This is a genomic window from Pseudomonas sp. KCJK8993, assembly GCF_046230915.1.
Lineage (GTDB): Bacteria > Pseudomonadota > Gammaproteobacteria > Pseudomonadales > Pseudomonadaceae > Aquipseudomonas > Aquipseudomonas piscis.
This window is the reverse complement of sequence record NZ_JBJJLO010000004.1, coordinates 24,954-44,829: the sequence shown is the minus strand read 5'-3', so window position 1 is coordinate 44,829 and position 19,876 is coordinate 24,954. Positions and strand designations below refer to the sequence as shown.

General features: G+C 62.3%; 15 protein-coding genes and 1 tRNA gene. 13 read left to right on the top strand and 3 right to left on the bottom strand.

The features are described 5' to 3' along the window. Positions 1-52 precede the first annotated feature (52 nt). From hflK to ACK6AU_RS02555, 5 genes are all read left to right on the top strand, one after another. Positions 53-1,231 (top strand): FtsH protease activity modulator HflK, encoded by a 1,179-nt coding sequence (hflK, locus tag ACK6AU_RS02575; protein ID WP_022641566.1) that lies wholly within the window; start codon positions 53-55, stop codon positions 1,229-1,231. Continuing rightward, positions 1,231-2,100 (top strand): protease modulator HflC, encoded by an 870-nt coding sequence (hflC, locus tag ACK6AU_RS02570; RefSeq protein WP_185697511.1) that lies wholly within the window; start codon positions 1,231-1,233, stop codon positions 2,098-2,100. The genes hflK and hflC overlap by 1 nt, the downstream gene beginning before the upstream one ends. A gap of 292 nt (positions 2,101-2,392) precedes the next feature. Further along, positions 2,393-3,580, top strand: a complete 1,188-nt coding sequence (locus ACK6AU_RS02565; RefSeq protein WP_185697512.1) for an ATP phosphoribosyltransferase regulatory subunit — start codon at positions 2,393-2,395, stop codon at positions 3,578-3,580. Between the two features lie 54 nt (positions 3,581-3,634). Then, positions 3,635-4,927 (top strand): adenylosuccinate synthase, encoded by a 1,293-nt coding sequence (locus tag ACK6AU_RS02560; protein WP_022641569.1) that lies wholly within the window; start codon positions 3,635-3,637, stop codon positions 4,925-4,927. A 139-nt stretch (positions 4,928-5,066) separates the two neighbouring features. Beyond that, a complete protein-coding gene (locus tag ACK6AU_RS02555; RefSeq protein WP_409297585.1) occupies positions 5,067-7,001 on the top strand; it encodes a methyl-accepting chemotaxis protein in 1,935 nt (644 codons plus the stop codon). 46 nt (positions 7,002-7,047) lie between these two features. Here ACK6AU_RS02555 and ACK6AU_RS02550 read toward each other — a convergent pair whose 3' ends face one another. The 3 genes from ACK6AU_RS02550 to ACK6AU_RS02540 all read right to left on the bottom strand — a co-directional run bounded on the left by ACK6AU_RS02550 (position 7,048) and on the right by ACK6AU_RS02540 (position 9,902). After that, entirely contained in the window at positions 7,048-8,607 is a 1,560-nt protein-coding gene (locus ACK6AU_RS02550; protein WP_409297583.1) for an ABC transporter permease, read from the bottom strand. Continuing rightward, a complete protein-coding gene (locus tag ACK6AU_RS02545) occupies positions 8,607-9,632 on the bottom strand; it encodes an extracellular solute-binding protein (RefSeq protein ID WP_409297581.1) in 1,026 nt (341 codons plus the stop codon). Before ACK6AU_RS02545 ends, ACK6AU_RS02550 begins: the two co-directional genes overlap by 1 nt. A gap of 183 nt (positions 9,633-9,815) precedes the next feature. Continuing rightward, positions 9,816-9,902: transfer RNA gene (locus ACK6AU_RS02540), tRNA-Leu, on the bottom strand. 225 nt (positions 9,903-10,127) lie between these two features. Here ACK6AU_RS02540 and rnr point away from each other — a divergent pair. The 8 genes from rnr (at position 10,128) to ACK6AU_RS02500 (ending at position 19,826) form a co-directional block, all read left to right on the top strand. Next, positions 10,128-12,734 carry a ribonuclease R gene (gene rnr / locus ACK6AU_RS02535; protein ID WP_409297579.1) on the top strand — a complete coding sequence of 869 codons (2,607 nt, stop codon included), beginning with the start codon at positions 10,128-10,130 and terminating at the stop codon, positions 12,732-12,734. Beyond that, a complete protein-coding gene (gene rlmB / locus ACK6AU_RS02530) occupies positions 12,731-13,492 on the top strand; it encodes a 23S rRNA (guanosine(2251)-2'-O)-methyltransferase RlmB (protein ID WP_022641808.1) in 762 nt (253 codons plus the stop codon). The genes rnr and rlmB overlap by 4 nt, the downstream gene beginning before the upstream one ends. Before the next feature lie 248 nt (positions 13,493-13,740). Next, the gene (rpsF, locus tag ACK6AU_RS02525; RefSeq protein ID WP_022641809.1) at positions 13,741-14,166 is read left to right on the top strand and encodes a 30S ribosomal protein S6; all 426 of its coding nucleotides are present in this window, start codon (positions 13,741-13,743) and stop codon (positions 14,164-14,166) included. Positions 14,167-14,194: 28 nt separating this feature from the next. Beyond that, positions 14,195-14,425, top strand: coding sequence for a 30S ribosomal protein S18 (gene rpsR, locus ACK6AU_RS02520; RefSeq protein ID WP_002551829.1), 231 nt, complete (start codon positions 14,195-14,197; stop codon positions 14,423-14,425). A 36-nt stretch (positions 14,426-14,461) separates the two neighbouring features. After that, complete coding sequence (locus ACK6AU_RS02515; protein WP_409297576.1) at positions 14,462-15,361, top strand: hypothetical protein; 900 nt, start codon at positions 14,462-14,464, stop codon at positions 15,359-15,361. 21 nt (positions 15,362-15,382) lie between these two features. Then, positions 15,383-15,829: a 50S ribosomal protein L9 gene (rplI, locus tag ACK6AU_RS02510; protein WP_007921484.1), complete on the top strand. Its 447-nt coding sequence runs from the start codon at positions 15,383-15,385 to the stop codon at positions 15,827-15,829. Between the two features lie 124 nt (positions 15,830-15,953). After that, on the top strand, positions 15,954-17,351 hold the full coding sequence (gene dnaB, locus ACK6AU_RS02505) for a replicative DNA helicase (RefSeq protein ID WP_185697518.1): 1,398 nt from the start codon (positions 15,954-15,956) through the stop codon (positions 17,349-17,351). Between the two features lie 177 nt (positions 17,352-17,528). After that, complete coding sequence (locus ACK6AU_RS02500; RefSeq protein ID WP_185697519.1) at positions 17,529-19,826, top strand: YgiQ family radical SAM protein; 2,298 nt, start codon at positions 17,529-17,531, stop codon at positions 19,824-19,826. Positions 19,827-19,876 lie beyond the last annotated feature (50 nt).

The window sequence follows — 19,876 nt, the reverse complement described above, 5'->3', positions numbered from 1 at the left end:
CATTGGCCGGCGCGCCGTGGGCGCGTCTTTGCTTTATCAGATGGAGAGCGCTATGGCTTGGAATGAGCCGGGTGGCAACTCGAATAATCAGGACCCTTGGGGCGGTAAGCGCCGCAATAACGGCGATCGCAAGGGCCCGCCAGATCTCGACGAGGCCTTCCGTAAGCTGCAGGAAAGCCTGAATGGGTTGTTCGGTGGTGGCAAGAAACGTGGTGATGACGGCCCCAGCTCCGGCAAGGGTGGTGGTTTCGGCTTGCTGGGTATTGGTCTGGTGGTGTTGGCGGCGGCATGGCTGTACAGCGCCGTCTACGTCGTCGACGAGCAGGAGCAGGCCGTGGTGCTGCGCTTCGGCAAGTATTACGAGACCGTTGGCCCGGGCCTGAACATCTATTTCCCGCCGATCGATCGCAAGTACATGGAAAACGTCACGCGTGAGCGTGCCTACACCAAGCAGGGCCAGATGCTGACCGAGGACGAGAACATCGTCGAGGTGCCGCTGACCGTGCAGTACAAGATCAGTAACCTGCAGGACTTCGTGCTGAACGTCGACCAGCCGGAGATCAGCCTGCAACACGCGACCGACAGTGCCTTGCGTCACGTGGTGGGTTCCACCGCCATGGACCAGGTGTTGACCGAGGGGCGTGAACTCATGGCCAGCGAGATCAAGGAGCGTCTGCAACGTTTCCTCGACAACTATCGCACCGGTATCACTGTGACCCAGGTGAACGTACAGAGCGCAGCGGCCCCGCGTGAAGTGCAGGAAGCCTTCGACGACGTGATCCGTGCTCGTGAAGATGAGCAGCGTTCGCGCAACCAGGCTGAAACCTACGCCAACGGCGTGGTTCCTGAAGCTCGCGGCCAGGCCCAGCGCATCCTCGAGGATGCCAACGGTTACCGCGACGAAGTGGTATCGCGCGCCAAGGGTGAGGCCGATCGCTTCACCAAGCTGGTTGCCGAGTACCGCAAGGCGCCAGAGGTCACTCGCCAGCGCCTATACCTGGACACCATGCAGGAAGTCTTCAGCAATACCAGCAAGGTGCTGGTGACCGGTGGCAAGGGCGGGCAGAACAACCTGCTGTACCTGCCGTTGGACAAGATGATCGACAGTGGTCGTAGCGGTGGCTCCTCGGTAACGGGCTCTGCTTCTACCTCCAGCAATGAAGCGAATGCGCGCGCGGCGGTTGAGCATATGCAGCAACAGCAGCAGACGCGTTCTAGGGAGAGTCGCTGATGAGCAATAAATCGCTGATCGCCCTGATCGTGGGTGTAGTCGTGGCGGTGGTTGCCTGGAACAGCTTCTACATCGTGGCTCAGACCGAGCGCGCGGTGTTGCTGCAGTTCGGTCGTGTGGTCCAGGCCGATGTCCAGCCTGGCCTGCATGTGAAAGTGCCCTACGTGAACCAGGTGCGTAAGTTCGATGCGCGCCTGATGACTCTGGACGCACCGACTCAGCGCTTCCTGACCCTGGAAAAGAAAGCCGTGATGGTGGATGCCTACGCCAAGTGGCGAGTGAAGGACGCCGAGCGTTTCTACACCGCGACTTCCGGTCTCAAGCAGATCGCTGACGAGCGCCTGTCCCGCCGCCTGGAGTCGGGCCTGCGTGACCAGTTCGGTAAGCGCACCCTGCATGAGGTGGTGTCCGGCGAGCGCGATGCGCTGATGGCCGACATCACCGGCTCGCTGAACAAGATGGCGGAGAAAGAGCTGGGCATCGAAGTCGTGGATGTCCGGGTCAAGGCGATCGACCTGCCCAAGGAAGTGAACCGCAGCGTGTTCGAGCGGATGAGCACCGAGCGTGAGCGTGAGGCCCGCGAGCACCGTGCCAAGGGTAACGAGTTGGCCGAAGGCATCCGTGCCGACGCCGATCGTCAGCGTCGGGTGCTGTTGGCCGAAGCCTATCGTGAGTCCGAGGAGATTCGTGGTGATGGTGACGCCCAGGCGGCAGCGATCTACGCCAAGGCCTACGGCCAGGACCAGGAGTTCTACGCGTTCTACCGTAGCCTGCGTGCCTACCGTGAAAGCTTCGCGAACAAATCCGACGTAATGGTGCTGGACCCAAGCAGCGACTTTTTCCACTACCTGGAAAAGTCCAAGCCTTGATCCGTCCCTGACCCTGGGGCACCCCGCCGGGCGGCTAAAATGCCTCGCGGGGTGATCCTTTGGGAAAACGGGTGTATGATGCGGCAGCCGGGAAATTCCCGGCTTTTTTGCGTCTGCATGTTTGATTGGCCGTGGCTCGTTCAAGAGTCCGGCGGGATTTTTCGAGGAAAAGGGTCTGTACAGCCGATTTCTGGCTGCCTGTCCGGCTGAGCTCGCGTCGGATGCGACTGTTTTCTGCTTCACTCTAAGGCTGGCCCCAGGCTTGCCGCCCGGACCATAGGGGAATGGCGTAATGGCAACGGTAGACCGCTGGCTGCTGCCAGATGGCATCGAAGAAGTATTGCCGCCGGAAGCGGCGCGCATCGAAGTGGCGCGTCGTCAGGTGTTGGATCTGTTTCAGAGCTGGGGTTACGAGTTCGTCGTCACTCCCCATATCGAATACCTGGAGTCCCTGTTGACGGGCGCCGGCCAGGACCTGGACCTGCGCACCTTCAAGGTCATCGATCCGCAATCGGGCCGGCAGATGGGATTCCGTGCCGACATCACGCCACAAGTGGCGCGTATCGACGCCCACACCCTGCGTCGTGAAGGGCCGAGCCGCCTGTGCTACGCCGGCAGTGTGCTGCATGCCCAGCCGCGGGCCTTGTCGACTTCCCGTAGCCCGATCCAGCTGGGTGCCGAGTTGTACGGCGACGCCAGCCCAAGCAGCGACGTCGAGGTCATCAGCCTGATGTTGGCCATGCTGCAGCTGGCCGAGGTGCCGGATGTGCACATGGACCTGGGCCACGTGGGTATCTACCGTGGCCTGGCCCAGGCTGCCGGCTTGTCCGGCGCCGTGGAGCAACAATTGTTCGACGCCTTGCAGCGCAAGGCGATCGATGAAGTCATCAGCCTGACCGAAGGGCTGCCGGCGGACCTGGCGCAGATGCTGCGTTCCCTGGTGGACCTGTGCGGTAGCCGTGAGGTACTGAGCGACGCTCGCCGTCGCCTGGCCGGTGCGCCGACCCCGGTGCTGGTGGCCCTGGATGAACTGCTGACGATTGCCGAGCGCCTGTCGGTGCGTTTCCCGGATCTGCCGCTGTATTTCGATCTTGGCGAACTGCGTGGCTATCACTACCACACCGGCGTGGTGTTCGCGGTATTCGTCCCTGGCGTGGGTCAATCCATCGCCCAGGGCGGTCGTTACGATGACATCGGTGCGGACTTCGGGCGTGCCCGGCCGGCTACCGGTTTCTCCACCGACCTCAAGACCCTGGTGACCCTGGGGCGTGCCGAGATCGAATTGCCGTCGGGTGGTATCTGGATGCCCGATAACACCGACGCAACGCTCTGGCGGACCGTCTGCCAGCTGCGCAGCGAAGGCCAGCGCGTGGTCCAGGCCCTGCCAGGGCAGCCCCTGGCCGCCGCCGCGGAAGCGGACTGCGACCGGCAATTGGTTCAGCAAGATGGTATTTGGCAAGTATTGCCACTGGTTTCCTGAGTTTTCCTGCCGGCGCTCGCCGGCACCAAGTTTGCGCGAATGAGGACAAATGTTATGGGTAAGAATGTCGTAGTCCTGGGCACCCAGTGGGGTGATGAGGGCAAAGGCAAGATCGTTGATCTGCTGACCGAACATGCCGCCGCCGTAGTGCGCTACCAAGGTGGCCACAACGCCGGCCATACCCTGGTGATCGACGGTGAGAAGACCGTTCTGCACCTGATCCCGTCCGGCGTGCTGCGCGAAGGCGTGCAGTGCCTGATCGGCAACGGCGTGGTGGTGGCTCCGGATGCCTTGATGCGTGAAATCGTCAAGCTGGAAGAAAAAGGCGTACCGGTACGCGAGCGCCTGCGCATCAGCCCGTCCTGCCCGCTGATCCTGTCCTACCACGTGGCGCTGGACCAGGCCCGGGAGAAAGCCCGTGGCGAAGCCAAGATCGGCACCACCGGTCGTGGCATCGGCCCGGCCTACGAAGACAAGGTGGCTCGCCGTGGCCTGCGCATCGGCGACCTGTTCCACCGCGAGCGTTTCGCCGCCAAGCTGGGCGAGTTGCTGGACTACCACAACTTCGTCCTGGTCAATTACTACAAAGAGCCAGCCATCGACTTCCAGAAGACCCTGGACGAGTGCATGGAGTACGCCGAGCAGCTCAAGCCGATGATGCTCGACGTCACCGCCGAATTGCATCAGTTGCGTCGCGACGGCAAGGACATCATGTTCGAAGGCGCCCAGGGTTCGCTGCTGGACATCGACCACGGTACCTATCCGTACGTCACCAGCTCCAACACCACCGCTGGCGGCATTGCCACCGGCTCCGGAGTGGGCCCGATGTACATCGACTACATCCTGGGCATCACCAAGGCCTACACCACTCGTGTTGGTTCGGGCCCGTTCCCGACCGAGCTGTTCGATGACGTCGGTGCCTTCCTGGCCAAGCGTGGCCATGAATTCGGTGCCACCACTGGCCGTGCCCGCCGTTGCGGCTGGTTCGATGCCGTGATCCTGCGTCGCGCCATCGACGTCAACAGCATCTCGGGCTTGTGCCTGACCAAGCTGGACGTACTGGACGGCCTGGAAACCATCAATATCTGCGTTGGCTACAAGAACCAGGATGGTGCAGTCATCGACGCGCCAACCGACGCTGACAGCTACATTGGCCTGGAGCCGGTGTACGAGCAGATGCCGGGCTGGAGCGAGTCGACCCTGGGCGTCAAGACCCTGGAAGAGCTGCCGGCTGCCGCCTTGGCCTACATCAAGCGCATCGAAGAGCTGGTCGGCGCGCCGATCGACATTATTTCGACAGGCCCGGACCGCAACGAGACCATCGTCCTGCGTCATCCGTTCGCTTGATAAGCTGTTGATGTAGCAAGCAAAGGGCCCCTCATGGGGCCCTTTGTCGTTTCTGCCTGCTGCACGGCACGACCCTTGCTGGGGAATCCACTTCTAGAGTGCCATCAGAATAATGGCGTCAAAAGTAGAGGGATTTCCTGTGTCGGCCGTTCTCTCACTGTTACAAAGCCGTTTACTACGGCCTGTTTTCGTTACTCTTGGTATCGCCCTTTTGGTGCAGGTGCTGGTCGCCGTCGCCCTGACCCGGAGCACGGTGACAGCCCTGGAGGCAAACCTGGCTTCGCGCCTGGGCGGTGACAGCCAGAAGCTCGCGGGGGAACTGGAACAGGCGGGCAAGGAGGTCACCTCCAGCCTGGAGAGCCTGTCCGCCAGTACTCGCCAGCGGCTTACGGCTGGCTTGTCGTCGCGGCTCAAGGAGGAGCAGGTACAGCTGCGCGACGCGCTGGAGAAAGACCTGAAGGATTCCGCCAACGATATGGCCCAGTTGCTGGCCTCGGTGGCGCCTCGGGCCATGTGGGACAACGATGTGCCAACCTTGTCCGAGTTCGCGCGGCGGGCCCAGCGCAACCCTAGCGTGCTCTTCGTGGTGTATGACGATGCCACGGGTGCGCACCTGACTCGCTACCTGAACCGTGAAAACCCCATCAACCGTGCCCTGTTGGATAAGGGCAAGGGCGATCGGGCCCTGGACAAGGTCCTGGACGCGGCGAAGAACGACCCTTCGGTCTACTACATAGAGGCCTCGATCAATCCCAATGGGGTGGAGATCGGCAAGGTGCTGATGGGGGTATCCACGGCCTCCGTGGAGGCAGACATCGCGGCATTGGACCAGCGCTTCACGGCCTTGATCGCGAGCAGCGACCAGCTTGTTGGCGACAGTCTCAAGGGGGCCTCCGCCGACAGTTCGGCGGCGATGCGTTCACGGCTGCAGTCGGCCCAGGGCACGGCGGCCGAGATGCAGGCCAACACTGCCAGTACCGTGCAAGAGGCGGCGGCCACCCTGCGTTGGCAGATTGGCGTAGGCCTGGCCTTGGTGGGCCTGGCGCTGCTGCTGTTGCTGGCGGTGGTGCTGGGGCGGCGGGTGGTCAACAAGCTGCACCTGCTGATTGCCGCGCTCAATGACCTGGCGGCCGGTGAGGGCGACCTCACCAAGCGCGTGCCGCTCAACAGCAACGACGAGATCGGCGACATGGCCTCGGCGGTGAATCGCTTCGTCGACAAGTTGCAGCCGATCGTCCGTGAGGCGGGCGATGTGGCACAGCGCACCGGGGTCGAGATTGGCGCGATGAGCTTGCGTAATGCCGGCGCCGATGCGGCGGCCGCGGCTCAGCGCGACGAGGTGGCGGAGAGCCTGCGGGCCCTGTCGCACATGGCTGACGAGGCCCAGGCGGAGAGCCAGGCCATGCAGGCCGCGTTGCAACAAGTGGTAGAGATCCGCCAAGCCACCGATGAGACCACCCGGACTTCGGAACAGGTCGGCAACTTGATCGAAGCGTTGGCCGGGCAGGTAGATACCGGGGCCAAGGTGATCGAGCGCTTGGCCCAGCAGAGCGAGCAGATCGAGGTGGTGCTGACGGTGATCCATGGCATCGCCGAGCAGACCAACCTGCTGGCGCTGAATGCGGCGATCGAGGCGGCTCGGGCCGGCGAGACCGGGCGCGGTTTTGCGGTGGTGGCGGACGAAGTGCGGGCCTTGGCCAGCAAGACCCAGAGTTCCACCGGCGATATCCAGGCCCATATCGGCGCTTTGCAGCAAGGTGCGCGCGAAGCAGTGGCGGCTATCGGCCAGGCCGGGCGCCAGGCCAGTGAAGGCTTGCTGGTGCTGCGCGACAGCGCTCGATTGCAGCAGTCGGTGCAGTCGTCGGTGGAGCAGGTGCACGCTGCCATCGGTCTGGCTACCCAGGCTGCGGCGCAACAGGCCCAGGGGGCGCAGGCGGTGCGTGGACGGGTCGAGACCATTCATGCCCAGGCCGAGCGTGCGGCCCAGGCGGTGGTGGAAACCACCGCCAGCGGCAAGGTGCTGGACAGCCTGGCGGCGCAGCTCAAGGCCAGCCTGGGCCAGTTTCGCGCCTGAGGTTGGTGCTGGCCGATGGCTCTGGCGAGCCATCGGGCGGCTGCTCTCAGCGGTTCAGGTACATGCGCGTCGTTAGCAGGTACACCGGCAGGCCCGAGACCAGGATCAATAGCACCGCATAGGGCGCCGCTGCGGCGAACTCCAGGTTCGAGGTATGGGCCCAGACTGCGGTGGCCAGGGTGTTCAGCCCCGTGGGGCTGAGTAGCAGGGTCGCGGTGAGTTCCTTCATCGCATCTAGGAACACCAGGGCGAAGGCCGCACCCAGTGCCGGGAAGATGATCGGCAGGGTGACCCGGCAAAAGGCCCCGAACGACGAAGCTCCCAGGGTTCGTGCCGCCTCTTCCAGCTGTGGTGCTGCCTTGTTCAAGGCTGTGCGAATCGGTGCCTGGGCCAGTGGCAGGAACAGCAAGGCGTAGGCGATCAGCAGCAGCGCCGAGGTCTGGTACAGCGCCGGCACATAGTGCAAGGCGAAGTACACCAGGGTCAGGGCGATCACCAGGCCCGGCAAGGCGTGCAGCAAGTAAGGCAGGCGTTCGGCCCAGATCGCCAGTCGCCCTTTGTAGCGCACCACCAGCAGGCCCACCGGCACCGCCAGCAGCAGGCACAGCGCCGCGCCGCCAAGGGAGAGCGCCAGGGACGAAAGCAGGGCCTCGCCGATGGCGGCCATGGGAAAGGCGGCCGATGAACCTACCGCCAGCCAATAGGCCAGCATTGCCAGAGGGATGCCGCTGCCGATCAGCGCCAGTGCCAGGCAATAGAGCTGTCCGGGCAGGCTCCAGGCGCCCAGGCGCACCTGTTCGGCATGGCGGGCGACTCCCTGGCCGATGCGTACGTGCCGACCCTTGCCGCGGGCCCGCAGTTCCAGCCATAGCAGGGCCAGGCACAACAGCAGCAGGACGGCCGACAGCATCGCCGCGTTGGCGTTGCTGAATTCCAGCTCGAATTGCTGGTAGATCGCCGTGGTGAAGGTCTGCAGGCCCATGATCGACAGGGCGCCGAATTCCACCAGCATGTGCAAGGCAATCAGCAGCGATCCCGCCAGTAGCGATGGCCAGAGCAGGGGCAGGGTGATCTTGAAGAACACTCCCCAGCGGTCCTGCCCCAGGGTGCGCGCGGATTCCTCCAGGGATGGGTCGAGATTGCGTAGGGCGGCGGCTACAGGCAGGAATACCAGCGGGTACTTGGAGAGGGTCATCACCAGGATCGCCCCGCCCAATCCTTCGAAGCTGGCGCTCAGGGACACCCAGGTGAAGCTGCTGACGAAGGCTGGCACGGCGAATGGCAGGCATAGCACCACGCCCCAGATCCTCCGGCCCGGCAGGTCGCTGCGCTCCAGTAGCCAGGCCAGGGACAGGCCGATGATCGCGCAGGCGCCGGTCGTTCCGAGCATCAGCAACAGCGTGTTGCGTAGCAGGCGGAATACGTAGGGGCGCCATAGCAGGTGCCAAGCTTCTGCCCAGCCGGCTTGCCAGGCCTTGAGCACCACATACCCCAGGGGCAAGAGGCTCAGGCAGACCAACAGCAGGACCGGCAGTAGCAACCAGGCAGGAGGAGGCTTGCGCCCCGGTGCGCGAGGGGCGCGTGCGGCGGAAAGCGAAGGGCCCATCAGTTCAGGCCGACATCACGTTCCAGCTCCAGGGCCTGTTCGGCATTGCCCAGGTCGGCGGGTGTCACCCGTGGAGGGTTCAGCTCGCTGAAGGGCTTGAGCCCGCGGTTGGACTCCATGCCCTTGTGCAGCGGATATTCCGCGGTGGTCTGGGTGATCACGCGCTGGCCTTCTTCGCTGGCCATGTAGGCGAGGAATTGCTGGGCTTCCTTGGGATGTTTGCTGGACTTGAGTACCGCCGCACTGGAGACGGTGATCAGGCCTCCAGCGTCGCCATTGGTGAAGTAGTGCAGCTTGGAGTCCAGCTGGCCTCTTTCCCGCTGCAGGGCGAACCAGTAGTAGTTGTTCGCCAGGACCGCAGCCACTTCACCGTTTTCCACGGCTTTGAGCGCCACCATGTTGTTGCTGTAGACCTTGCCGAAGGCTCGCAGTCCGGTCAGCCATTCTTCGGCTGCATCCATGCCGTGCAGCTTGATGATCGCCACGGCCTGTTCCTGGAAGGCACCGCTGGTGGGGACGAAGCCGATCTTGCCTTGCCATTGGGGCTGGGAGAATTCCAGTACCGATGTGGGCAGGTCCTTTTCAGCGACTAGCTTGGGGTTGAAGGCCACCACGCGCACGCGAGCGGTGATACCGATCCAGGTGCCGTTGCTGGCCACGTACTCCTTGGGCAGGGCGGCCAGGGTGGCGGTGTCGGTCTGGGCCAGCAGGCCCTGTTCCCCCAGTTTGTTCAGGGGTGGGGATTCTTCGGAATAGATCACGTCGGCGGGGGAGCGCTCGCCTTCTTCGACTACCTGGCTGGCCAGCTGGTTGCTGCTGCCCTTGCGAACATTGACGTGGATGCCGGTCTTGGCTTCGAAGGCCTTGGCGATCGCTTCGCCGACTTCCTTGTGCTGGCCGTTGTAGAGGGTCAGGGACACGGGTTCAGCGGCTTGGGTGATGGGGGTTGCCAGGGTCAATCCCAGCAAAGTGATGGTCAAGCCACGCAGAAGGGATGTTGGTAGGAGGGTATTTCTGAACATCATTCGCAGGTTTCCTCACTCTTGCATTGCAAAAACTTGTAACAATCATAAACGATATCGTTTCTCATGTGCGCTTTGCGGGAGGGGAGCCCGGAAGAGAGAAGGAAAACTTGGGGCATAGAAACGCAAAAACCCGCTTTCGCGGGTTTTTGTGAGGCTTCAGGTAAAGGTCCTGAAGCTTTGAATTGGTGCCCAGAAGAAGACTCGAACTTCCACGGCCTTGCGGCCACCAGCACCTGAAGCTGGCGTGTCTACCAATTTCACCATCTGGGCAGTATCGCTGACGTCTGTGTCGTCGATGGCGCGCACTATACGGACGCTGTTTTGAGCTGTAAACCCCTGGATTCAAAAAAGTTTGAAAAAATGCTCCGGGGGTAGACGCAAGGAGGTATCAGGGGAGTGACGAAGTGTTTTCCGGCTTTGTCCAAGCCTGAAATTTCCCGTTTCAATACGCGTATGCCAAACTAACGGGGATATAGACAAGGTGAAATCTATCTAATGGCCGATTGGCAGTCCCTCGATCCCGAGGCCGCTCGTGAAGCGGAAAAATACGAAAACCCTATTCCTAGCCGCGAACTCATCCTCCAGCATCTGGCTGACCGGGGTTCGCCAGCTAGTCGCGAGCAGTTGGTGGAAGAGTTCGGTCTGACCACAGAAGACCAACTCGAAGCCCTGCGCCGCCGCCTGCGCGCCATGGAGCGCGACGCTCAACTGATCTATACCCGCCGCGGCACCTATGCACCGGTGGACAAGCTCGACCTGATTCTCGGCCGTATCAGCGGTCACCGTGACGGTTTCGGCTTCCTCGTGCCGGACGACGGCAGTGAAGACCTGTTCATGAGCCCGGCGCAAATGCGCCTGGTATTCGACGGCGATCGGGCTCTGGCCCGGGTGTCCGGCGTGGATCGCCGCGGCCGGCGTGAAGGCGTGATCGTCGAGGTGGTATCGCGTGCCCATGAAAGCATCGTGGGTCGCTACTTCGAAGAAGGCGGTATCGGCTTCGTGGTCGCGGACAATCCGAAGATCCAGCAGGAAGTGCTGGTGACCCCGGGCCGCAACGCCAATGCCAAGATCGGCCAGTTCGTCGAGGTGAAGATCACCCACTGGCCGACGCCGCGCTTCCAGCCGCAAGGCGATGTGATCGAAGTGGTCGGCAACTACATGGCGCCGGGCATGGAGATCGATGTCGCCCTGCGCACCTACGATATCCCCCATGTCTGGCCCCAGGCTGTGCTCAAGGAGGCCGGCCGGCTCAAGCCGGAGGTGGAAGAGAAGGACAAGGAAAAACGTATCGACCTGCGTGACCTGCCCTTCGTCACCATCGACGGCGAGGACGCCCGGGACTTCGACGATGCGGTCTATTGCGAAGCCAAGCCCGGCAAGCTGCGCCTGTTCGGCGGTGGTTGGAAGCTGTACGTGGCGATCGCCGACGTCTCCAGCTACGTGAAGATCGGTTCGGCCCTGGATGCCGAGGCTCAGGTGCGCGGCAACTCGGTGTACTTCCCCGAGCGCGTGATCCCGATGCTGCCTGAAGAGTTGTCCAACGGCCTGTGTTCGCTGAATCCGAAGGTCGATCGCCTGGCCATGGTCTGTGAAATGACCATCTCCAAGTCAGGCGAAATGACCGACTACCAGTTCTACGAAGCGGTGATCCACTCCAAGGCGCGCCTGACCTACAACAAGGTCAGCACCATGCTCGAGCATCCCAAGACCGGCGAAGCCAAGCAGTTGCGCGGCGAGTATGCCGATGTGGTGCCGCACCTCAAGCAGCTCTACGCGCTGTACAAGGTGTTGCTGGGTGCCCGCCATACCCGTGGCGCCATCGATTTCGAAACCCAGGAAACCCGGATCATCTTCGGTTCCGAGCGCAAGATCGCCGAGATTCGGCCGACCGCGCGCAACGATGCTCACAAGCTGATCGAGGAGTGCATGCTGGCGGCCAACGTGGCAACCGCCGAATTCCTCAAGAAGCATGAAATCCCTGCGTTGTACCGGGTGCACGATGGCCCGCCACCGGAGCGCCTGGAAAAGCTGCGCGCCTTCCTTGGCGAACTCGGCCTGACCTTGCACAAGGGCAAGGAAGGTCCGACGCCGAAGGACTACCAGGCCCTGCTGGAAAAGATCAAGGATCGTCCGGACTACCACCTGATCCAGACCGTGATGCTGCGCTCGTTGAGCCAGGCGGTATACAGCGCCGACAACCAGGGTCACTTCGGCCTGAACTACGAGGCCTATACCCATTTTACCTCGCCGATCCGTCGCTATCCGGACCTGCTGACCCACCGGGCCATTCGCAGCGTCATCCACTCCCGGCAAGAGACGCCGCACGTGCGTCGTGCCGGTGCGACGAGCATTCCCAAGGCGCGTATCTATCCGTACGACGAAGCCATCCTGGAGCAGCTCGGCGAGCAATGCTCGATGAGCGAGCGGCGCGCCGACGAAGCCACCCGGGACGTGGTGAACTGGCTCAAGTGCGAGTTCATGAAGGACCGTGTAGGCGAGTCCTTCCCGGGTGTGATCACCGCCGTGACGGGTTTTGGCCTGTTCGTCGAGCTGACCGATATCTATGTCGAGGGCCTGGTGCACGTCACGGCGCTGCCGGCTGACTACTATCATTTCGATCCTGTGCACCACCGCCTGGCGGGCGAGCGCACGGGTCGCAGCTTCCGCCTCGGTGACACGGTGGAAGTGCGGGTCATGCGCGTCGACCTGGATGAGCGCAAGATCGACTTCGAAATGGCGGAAAAAACCTTCAGCGCCCCCGTTGGACACAAGAAGCGCGGCGTGGCCGACGGGCCGGCGAGCAAGGTGGTCGAGGAGCGCGGCCCGGCCAAGCCGGCCCGCCGCGGCTCCAGCAAGGAAAAGGCCTCCGACGCCTACCGTCCCAGCGATGCCGCGGCGAAAAACGCCGAGGTACGCAAAAGCCGGGAGATGAAGAAGGCGCTGCTGGCCGAGGCCAAGGCCGGCGGCAAGCCCGCGGCTGGAAAGTCCGGCAAGCCGGCGTTCGACAAGCCTGCCAAGCCCACCAAGCATCGCAAGGGGCCGTCCAAGTCAGGCTCCGGCGCAAAGAGCGGTGGGGCGCGTAAACCTAAGGCCAAGTCATGAGTCAATTGGAAAAGATCTACGGTGTACATGCCGTGGAAGCATTGCTGCGTCACCATCCCAAGCGGGTCAAGCAGATCTGGCTGGCTGAAGGCCGCAGTGATCCCCGGGTCCAGGTACTGCTGGACTTGGCGGGGCAGAACCGGGTTGCGGTCGGTCAGGCCGAGCGCCGTGAAATGGACGCTTGGGTCGAGGGCGTGCACCAGGGCGTGGTGGCGGAAGTCAGCCCCAGCCAGGTCTGGGGCGAAGCCATGCTCGATGAGCTGCTGGATCGCACTGAGGGTGCACCGCTGTTGCTGGTGCTCGATGGTGTGACCGATCCGCATAACCTTGGTGCCTGCCTGCGTACCGCCGATGCCGCGGGGGCCTTGGCGGTGCTGGTACCCAAGGACAAGTCGGCGACCCTGACGCCAACCGTGCGCAAGGTGGCTTGTGGCGCTGCAGAAGTGATCCCGCTGGTGGCGGTGACCAACCTGGCCCGCACCCTGGAGAAGCTCCAGCAGCGTGGCCTGTGGATCGTCGGCACTGCTGGCGAAGCCGAGCAGGAACTGTACGATCAGGACCTGACCGGGCCGACCATCATCATCATGGGGGCCGAGGGCAAGGGCATGCGCCGCCTGACCCGCGAGCACTGCGATTACCTGGTGCGCCTGCCGATGGCCGGTAGTGTCAGCAGCCTCAACGTCTCCGTGGCCACGGGCGTCTGCCTGTTCGAGGCCATGCGCCAGCGCGGCGCCAAGGCCAAGGCCGCGCGCAAGTAGCAAGCGGCAGGTCATGGGCGGCAAGTATTATTGCTTGCCGCTCGCGACCCATGGTTTTTAGTTGCTGTTCAAATATTCACCAATTGCCTTGCGCCGCTGTTTCCCCTTCTCTACAATTGCGCCCCTTGCCGCACGGCAGGTACCCCTTCGTTTATTGGGGGCCTACGACCAGGCAAGACACACAAAGTGTCATTCACTCCTTGTCTGACCGCTTACAGGCGGCAGGCTACAACCCGTAAGGAGCATTCATGCGTCATTACGAAATCATCTTCCTGGTCCACCCGGATCAGAGCGAGCAAGTCGGCGGCATGGTTGAGCGTTACACCAAGCTGATCGAAGAAGACGGCGGCAAGATCCACCGTCTGGAAGACTGGGGCCGTCGTCAACTGGCCTACGCAATCAACAATGTTCACAAGGCTCACTACGTGATGCTGAACGTTGAGTGCACCGGTAAAGCCCTGGCTGAGCTGGAAGATAACTTCCGTTACAACGATGCAGTGATCCGTAACCTGGTCATCCGTCGCGAAGAAGCCATCACTGGCCAATCCGAGATGCTCAAGGCCGAAGAAAACCGCAGCGAGCGCCGTGAGCGTCGTGACCGTCCTGAGCATGCTGACAGCGCCGATGGCGACGACAGCAATGACAGCGACAACAGCGATAACGCTGACGAGTAATCCACGGATCTTTTGAGGAGCCAATCACATGGCACGTTTCTTCCGTCGTCGTAAATTCTGCCGCTTCACCGCTGAAGACGTGAAAGAGATCGATTACAAAGATCTCAACACTCTGAAAGCCTACGTATCCGAGACCGGCAAAATCGTTCCAAGCCGCATCACCGGTACCAAAGCTCGTTATCAGCGTCAGCTGGCCACCGCTATCAAGCGCGCCCGCTTCCTGGCCCTGCTGGCCTACACCGACAGCCACGGCCGCTGAGACCGGGCAGTCGACAAGTAGTAAGGGATTGAATGCATGCGCGCCTTAGCTGAGTTCATCATGCGCGGTCGTGTGCAGGCCACTCTGGTAGTGGCTGGTTGTTCAGCATTGCCGTTGTTGTATTGGTTGGGTGCTGCCGCTGCAAGCCTCGTGCTGCTGCGGCGCGGATTGCAGGACGCCGTGGGTGTCCTGGCTCTGGGAGTGCTGCCGGCGTTGCTCTGGTGGCTGACGTTCGATGATCCACGAGCGCTTCTGGTGCTGCTGGGGTCTTCGAGCCTTGCGTTGGTTTTACGCGCAAGCGAATCCTGGAACCGCGTGCTGCTGGTCAGCATAGCGATGGGGTTGGTGTTCGCTGGAGTCCTGGGTGCGGCATTCCGCCCTCAGATCGAAGCGCTGTCACAGGAATTGATCAAGATCCTGCCGATGGCCTTGGGTGAGGTCTACCAGCAGCTTTCGGTGGAAGAGCGAGCGCGCCTCGCCACGCTGATCGCCCCGATCCTGACCGGCCTGATAGCGGCCTTGCTGCAAGCCATCAGCGTGCTGAGCCTGATTCTTGGGCGTTACTGGCAAGCTGTGTTGTATAACCCGGGTGGTTTTGGTCGCGAATTTCGCGCCATCAGAATTCCCCTTGGGCCAGCGATGTTGCTGCTGGCGTGCATGCTGGTCGGGCCGAGCTTCGGACCGCAACTGGCCATGCTGACGCCGATGTGCAGTGTGCCGCTGGCCTTCGCCGGGCTGGCCCTGATTCACGGGCTGGTGGCGCAAGGGCGACTGGCCAGGTTCTGGCTGGTTGGGGTGTACATCACGATGCTGCCGTTCATGCAGCTGATCTATCCGTTGCTCGTGGTCCTGGCCATTGTCGACAGCCTGATTGATTTTCGCGGTCGTTTGGCGCCGAAAGACGCCGATAACGGTTCTGCGAACGGTGAAGGTTAAAAGTTAAGAGGTTATTACCAAATGGAACTGATCCTGCTGGAAAAAATCGCCAACCTGGGCAACCTGGGCGATAAGGTAAACGTTAAGGCTGGTTACGGCCGTAACTACCTGCTGCCTTTCGGCAAAGCCACCGCTGCTACCGCTGCCAACCTGGCTGCATTCGAAGCGCGTCGTGCCGAGCTGGAAAAACTGGCTGCAGAGAAGAAGGCTTCTGCCGAAACTCGCGCTGCGCAACTGGCTGAGCTGGAAGTGACCATCACTGCCACCGCTGGTGACGAAGGCAAGCTGTTCGGTTCGATCGGCACCCACGACATCGCTGACGCACTGACCGCCTCCGGCGTTGAAGTTGCCAAGAGCGAAGTTCGTCTGCCGAACGGCACCATCCGTAACGTGGGTGAGTTCGACGTAGCCGTGCACCTGCACGCTGAAGTCGAAGCTACCGTACGCGTTGTCGTGGTGGCTGCTTAAGCAGTACCAAATCGTCTGGCACCTCGTGTGACTGACGGTTAACATCGGGCACGATCCTGTTTACAGGTCGTGCCCTTTGTCTTTCTGCCGATCCTGATTTCCGTCTCTAGAATTCCAAGTGGCCATGAACGATATTTCCGCTCCCGAGCAATACGATCTGCAAACCGCTGCCCTGAAGGTGCCGCCGCACTCCATCGAGGCCGAACAGGCCGTGCTCGGTGGTCTGATGCTGGACAACAACGCCTGGGAGCGTGTGCTGGATCAGGTCTCCGACGGCGATTTCTATCGACATGACCACCGCCTGATTTTCCGCGCCATCGCCCGCCTGGCCGACCAGAACCTGCCCATCGACGTGGTGACCTTGTCCGAGCAGCTGGACAAGGAAGGCCAGACCGCCCAGGTCGGCGGCCTGGGTTACCTTGGCGAACTGGCGAAGAACACCCCGTCGGTCGCCAACATCAAGGCCTATGCGCAGATCGTGCGCCAGCGGGCGACCCTGCGCCAGCTGATCGGCATCAGCAACGAGATCGCCGACAGCGCCTTCAATCCCGAAGGCCGCACCGCCGAGGAGATCCTCGACGAGGCCGAGCGGCAGATCTTCCAGATCGCCGAAGCACGGCCCAAGACCGGCGGCCCGGTGGGCGTCAACGAACTGTTGACCAAGGCCATCGATCGCATCGATACCCTGTTCAACACGTCCGACGCCATCACCGGCCTGTCCACCGGCTATACCGACCTCGACGAGAAGACCAGCGGGCTGCAGCCAGCGGACCTGATCATCGTCGCCGGTCGTCCGTCCATGGGTAAGACCACCTTCGCCATGAACCTGGTAGAGAACGCCGTACTGCGCAGCGACAAGGCGGTGCTGGTGTACTCCCTCGAGATGCCAGGCGAATCGCTGATCATGCGTATGCTGTCGTCCCTCGGCCGGATCGACCAGACCAAGGTTCGTTCCGGCCAGTTGGAAGACGACGACTGGCCGCGCCTGACCTCGGCGGTCAACCTGCTCAACGACCGCAAGTTGTTCATCGACGACACCGCGGGCATCAGCCCTTCGGAGATGCGTGCCCGGACCCGGCGTCTGGTGCGCGAGCACGGCGATATCGCGCTGATCATGATCGACTACCTGCAACTGATGCAGATCCCGGGCTCCAGCGGCGACAACCGGACCAACGAGATTTCCGAGATCTCCCGTTCCCTCAAGGCCCTGGCCAAGGAATTCAACTGCCCGGTGGTGGCCCTGTCCCAGCTCAACCGCTCCCTGGAACAGCGTCCCAACAAGCGTCCGGTGAACTCCGACCTCCGGGAATCCGGAGCGATCGAGCAGGACGCCGACGTGATCATGTTCGTGTACCGGGACGAGGTGTACCACCCGGAGACCGAGCACAAGGGCATTGCCGAAATCATCATCGGCAAGCAGCGGAACGGCCCCATCGGCTTCGTCCGCCTGGCTTTCATCGGCAAGTACACGCGCTTCGAGAACCTGGCTCCGGGCAGCTACAACTTCGACGACGACGAGTAAGACTCGCCGTCCCGATCGCGGGCGGCTCCTGTAGGAGCGAGGCTTGCCCGCGATTAACGCCTCCACCAATTTCCGACCATGGTCGTCGGAATTGGTCATTTTTTGTGCTATATTCCGCGCCCGCGAATTTCCCTGTCATTCAGCGCGTCCTTATCTGCGCCAACACCGGTCATCGACATGCAAGCAGCCAAGCCGTTATTCGACTATCCAAAGTACTGGGCCGAATGTTTCGGGCCGGCGCCATTCCTGCCCATGAGCAGGGAGGAGATGGATCAGCTCGGCTGGGATTCCTGCGACATCATCATCGTCACCGGCGATGCCTACGTCGATCACCCGTCCTTCGGCATGGCGATCATCGGCCGGCTGCTGGAGGCCCAGGGCTTTCGCGTAGGGATCATCGCCCAGCCCAACTGGCAGTCCAAGGACGACTTCATGAAGCTCGGCGAGCCGAACCTGTTCTTCGGGGTGGCAGCGGGCAACATGGACTCGATGATCAACCGCTACACCGCCGACAAGAAGGTCCGCTCCGACGACGCCTATACCCCGGGCGGCTTGGCGGGCAAGCGTCCGGACCGCGCCAGCCTGGTCTACAGCCAGCGTTGCAAGGAGGCCTACAAACATGTGCCGATCATCCTCGGTGGCATCGAGGCCTCCCTGCGCCGCATCGCCCATTACGATTACTGGCAGGACCGGGTGCGCAACTCGATCCTGATCGACGCTTGCGCCGATATCCTGCTCTACGGCAACGCCGAGCGGGCGATTGTCGAAGTCGCCCAGCGCCTGTCCTACGGCCAGAAGATCGAAGACATCACCGATGTGCGCGGCACCGCGTTCATTCGCCGGGACACGCCGCAAGGTTGGTACGAGGTCGATTCCACCCGTATCGACCGCCCGGGCAAGATCGACAAGATCATCAACCCCTACGTCAATACCCAGGACACGGCCGCCTGCGCCATCGAGCAAGAAAAGGGGCCGGTGGAAGACCCGCAGGAAGCCAAGGTGGTGCAGATCCTGGCCAGCCCGAAGATGACCCGGGACAAGACCGTGATCCGCCTGCCGTCCATGGAAAAGGTGCGTAACGATCCGGTGCTCTACGCCCATGCCAACCGCGTGCTGCACCTGGAGACCAACCCGGGCAACGCCCGTGCGCTGGTGCAGAAGCATGGCGAAGTCGATGTCTGGTTCAACCCGCCGCCCATCCCGATGACCACCGAGGAAATGGACTACGTGTTCGGCATGCCTTACCAGCGCATTCCGCATCCGGCCTATGGCAAGGAAAAAATCCCGGCCTACGAGATGATCCGTTTCTCGGTGAACATCATGCGTGGCTGCTTTGGTGGTTGCACCTTCTGCTCCATTACCGAGCACGAAGGGCGGATCATCCAGAACCGCTCCGAAGAGTCGATCATTCGCGAAATCGAAGAAATCCGCGACAAGGTTCCGGGTTTTACCGGCGTCATTTCCGACCTCGGCGGCCCGACCGCGAACATGTACCGCATCGCCTGCAAGAGCCCGGAAATCGAATCCGCGTGCCGCAAGCCGTCCTGCGTGTTTCCCGGCATCTGCCCGAACCTGAACACCGACCACTCGTCGCTGATCCAGCTGTACCGCAGCGCCCGCGCCCTGCCAGGGGTGAAGAAGATCCTTATCGCTTCCGGCTTGCGCTATGACCTGGCGGTGGAATCGCCGGAGTACGTCAAGGAACTGGTGACCCACCACGTGGGTGGCTACCTGAAGATCGCTCCGGAGCACACCGAGGAAGGCCCGCTGAACCAGATGATGAAACCTGGGATCGGCACCTATGATCGCTTCAAGCGGATGTTCGAGAAATACTCCAAGGAAGCGGGCAAGGAGCAATACCTGATCCCGTACTTCATCGCCGCCCACCCGGGCACCACCGATGAAGACATGATGAACCTGGCGCTGTGGCTCAAGGGCAATGGCTTTCGCGCCGACCAGGTGCAGGCGTTCTATCCGTCGCCGATGGCCAGCGCCACCGCCATGTATCACTCGGGCAAGAACCCGCTGCGCAAGGTCACCTACAAGAGCGACGGCGTGACCATCGTCAAGAGCGAGGAGCAGCGCCGGCTGCACAAGGCATTCCTGCGCTACCACGATCCCAAGGGCTGGCCGATGCTGCGCGAGGCCCTGCTGCGCATGGGCCGCGGCGACCTGATCGGTTCGGGCAAGCACCAGCTGATCCCGGCGCACCAGCCATCTACCGACAGCTACCAGAGCGCCCGGCGCAAGAACTCGACCCCGGCCGGCAGCCACAAGGTGGCCAAGGAAACCCGGATCCTGACCCAGCACACTGGCTTGCCGCCCCGTGCCAGCGATGGCGGCAACGCCTGGGACAAGCGCGAGCAGGCCAAGGCCGCGGCCTTCGCCCGCAACAAGCAGGCCGCCAAGGAGCGTGCCGACGCTGCCAAGGGCAAGGGCAAGAAACCGGCTCGCAAGCCGGTGGTACCGCGCTGATATGACCAGACGCCAGCCGTGAAGCTGGCGTCTGGCTTTTCCCTGCGGAT

Bases quoted from the DNA above. Each gene is read 5' to 3' on its own strand.
- hflK (WP_022641566.1), top strand. From the start codon at position 53: ATGGCTTGGAATGAGCCGGGTGGCAACTCGAATAATCAGGACCCTTGG.
- hflC (WP_185697511.1), top strand. From the start codon at position 1,231: ATGAGCAATAAATCGCTGATCGCCCTGATCGTGGGTGTAGTCGTGGCG.
- ACK6AU_RS02565 (WP_185697512.1), top strand. From the start codon at position 2,393: ATGGCAACGGTAGACCGCTGGCTGCTGCCAGATGGCATCGAAGAAGTA.
- ACK6AU_RS02560 (WP_022641569.1), top strand. From the start codon at position 3,635: ATGGGTAAGAATGTCGTAGTCCTGGGCACCCAGTGGGGTGATGAGGGC.
- ACK6AU_RS02550 (WP_409297583.1), bottom strand. From the start codon at position 8,607: ATGGGCCCTTCGCTTTCCGCCGCACGCGCCCCTCGCGCACCGGGGCGC.
- ACK6AU_RS02545 (WP_409297581.1), bottom strand. From the start codon at position 9,632: ATGATGTTCAGAAATACCCTCCTACCAACATCCCTTCTGCGTGGCTTG.
- rnr (WP_409297579.1), top strand. From the start codon at position 10,128: ATGGCCGATTGGCAGTCCCTCGATCCCGAGGCCGCTCGTGAAGCGGAA.
- rlmB (WP_022641808.1), top strand. From the start codon at position 12,731: ATGAGTCAATTGGAAAAGATCTACGGTGTACATGCCGTGGAAGCATTG.
- rpsF (WP_022641809.1), top strand. From the start codon at position 13,741: ATGCGTCATTACGAAATCATCTTCCTGGTCCACCCGGATCAGAGCGAG.
- rpsR (WP_002551829.1), top strand. From the start codon at position 14,195: ATGGCACGTTTCTTCCGTCGTCGTAAATTCTGCCGCTTCACCGCTGAA.
- ACK6AU_RS02515 (WP_409297576.1), top strand. From the start codon at position 14,462: ATGCGCGCCTTAGCTGAGTTCATCATGCGCGGTCGTGTGCAGGCCACT.
- rplI (WP_007921484.1), top strand. From the start codon at position 15,383: ATGGAACTGATCCTGCTGGAAAAAATCGCCAACCTGGGCAACCTGGGC.
- dnaB (WP_185697518.1), top strand. From the start codon at position 15,954: ATGAACGATATTTCCGCTCCCGAGCAATACGATCTGCAAACCGCTGCC.
- ACK6AU_RS02500 (WP_185697519.1), top strand. From the start codon at position 17,529: ATGCAAGCAGCCAAGCCGTTATTCGACTATCCAAAGTACTGGGCCGAA.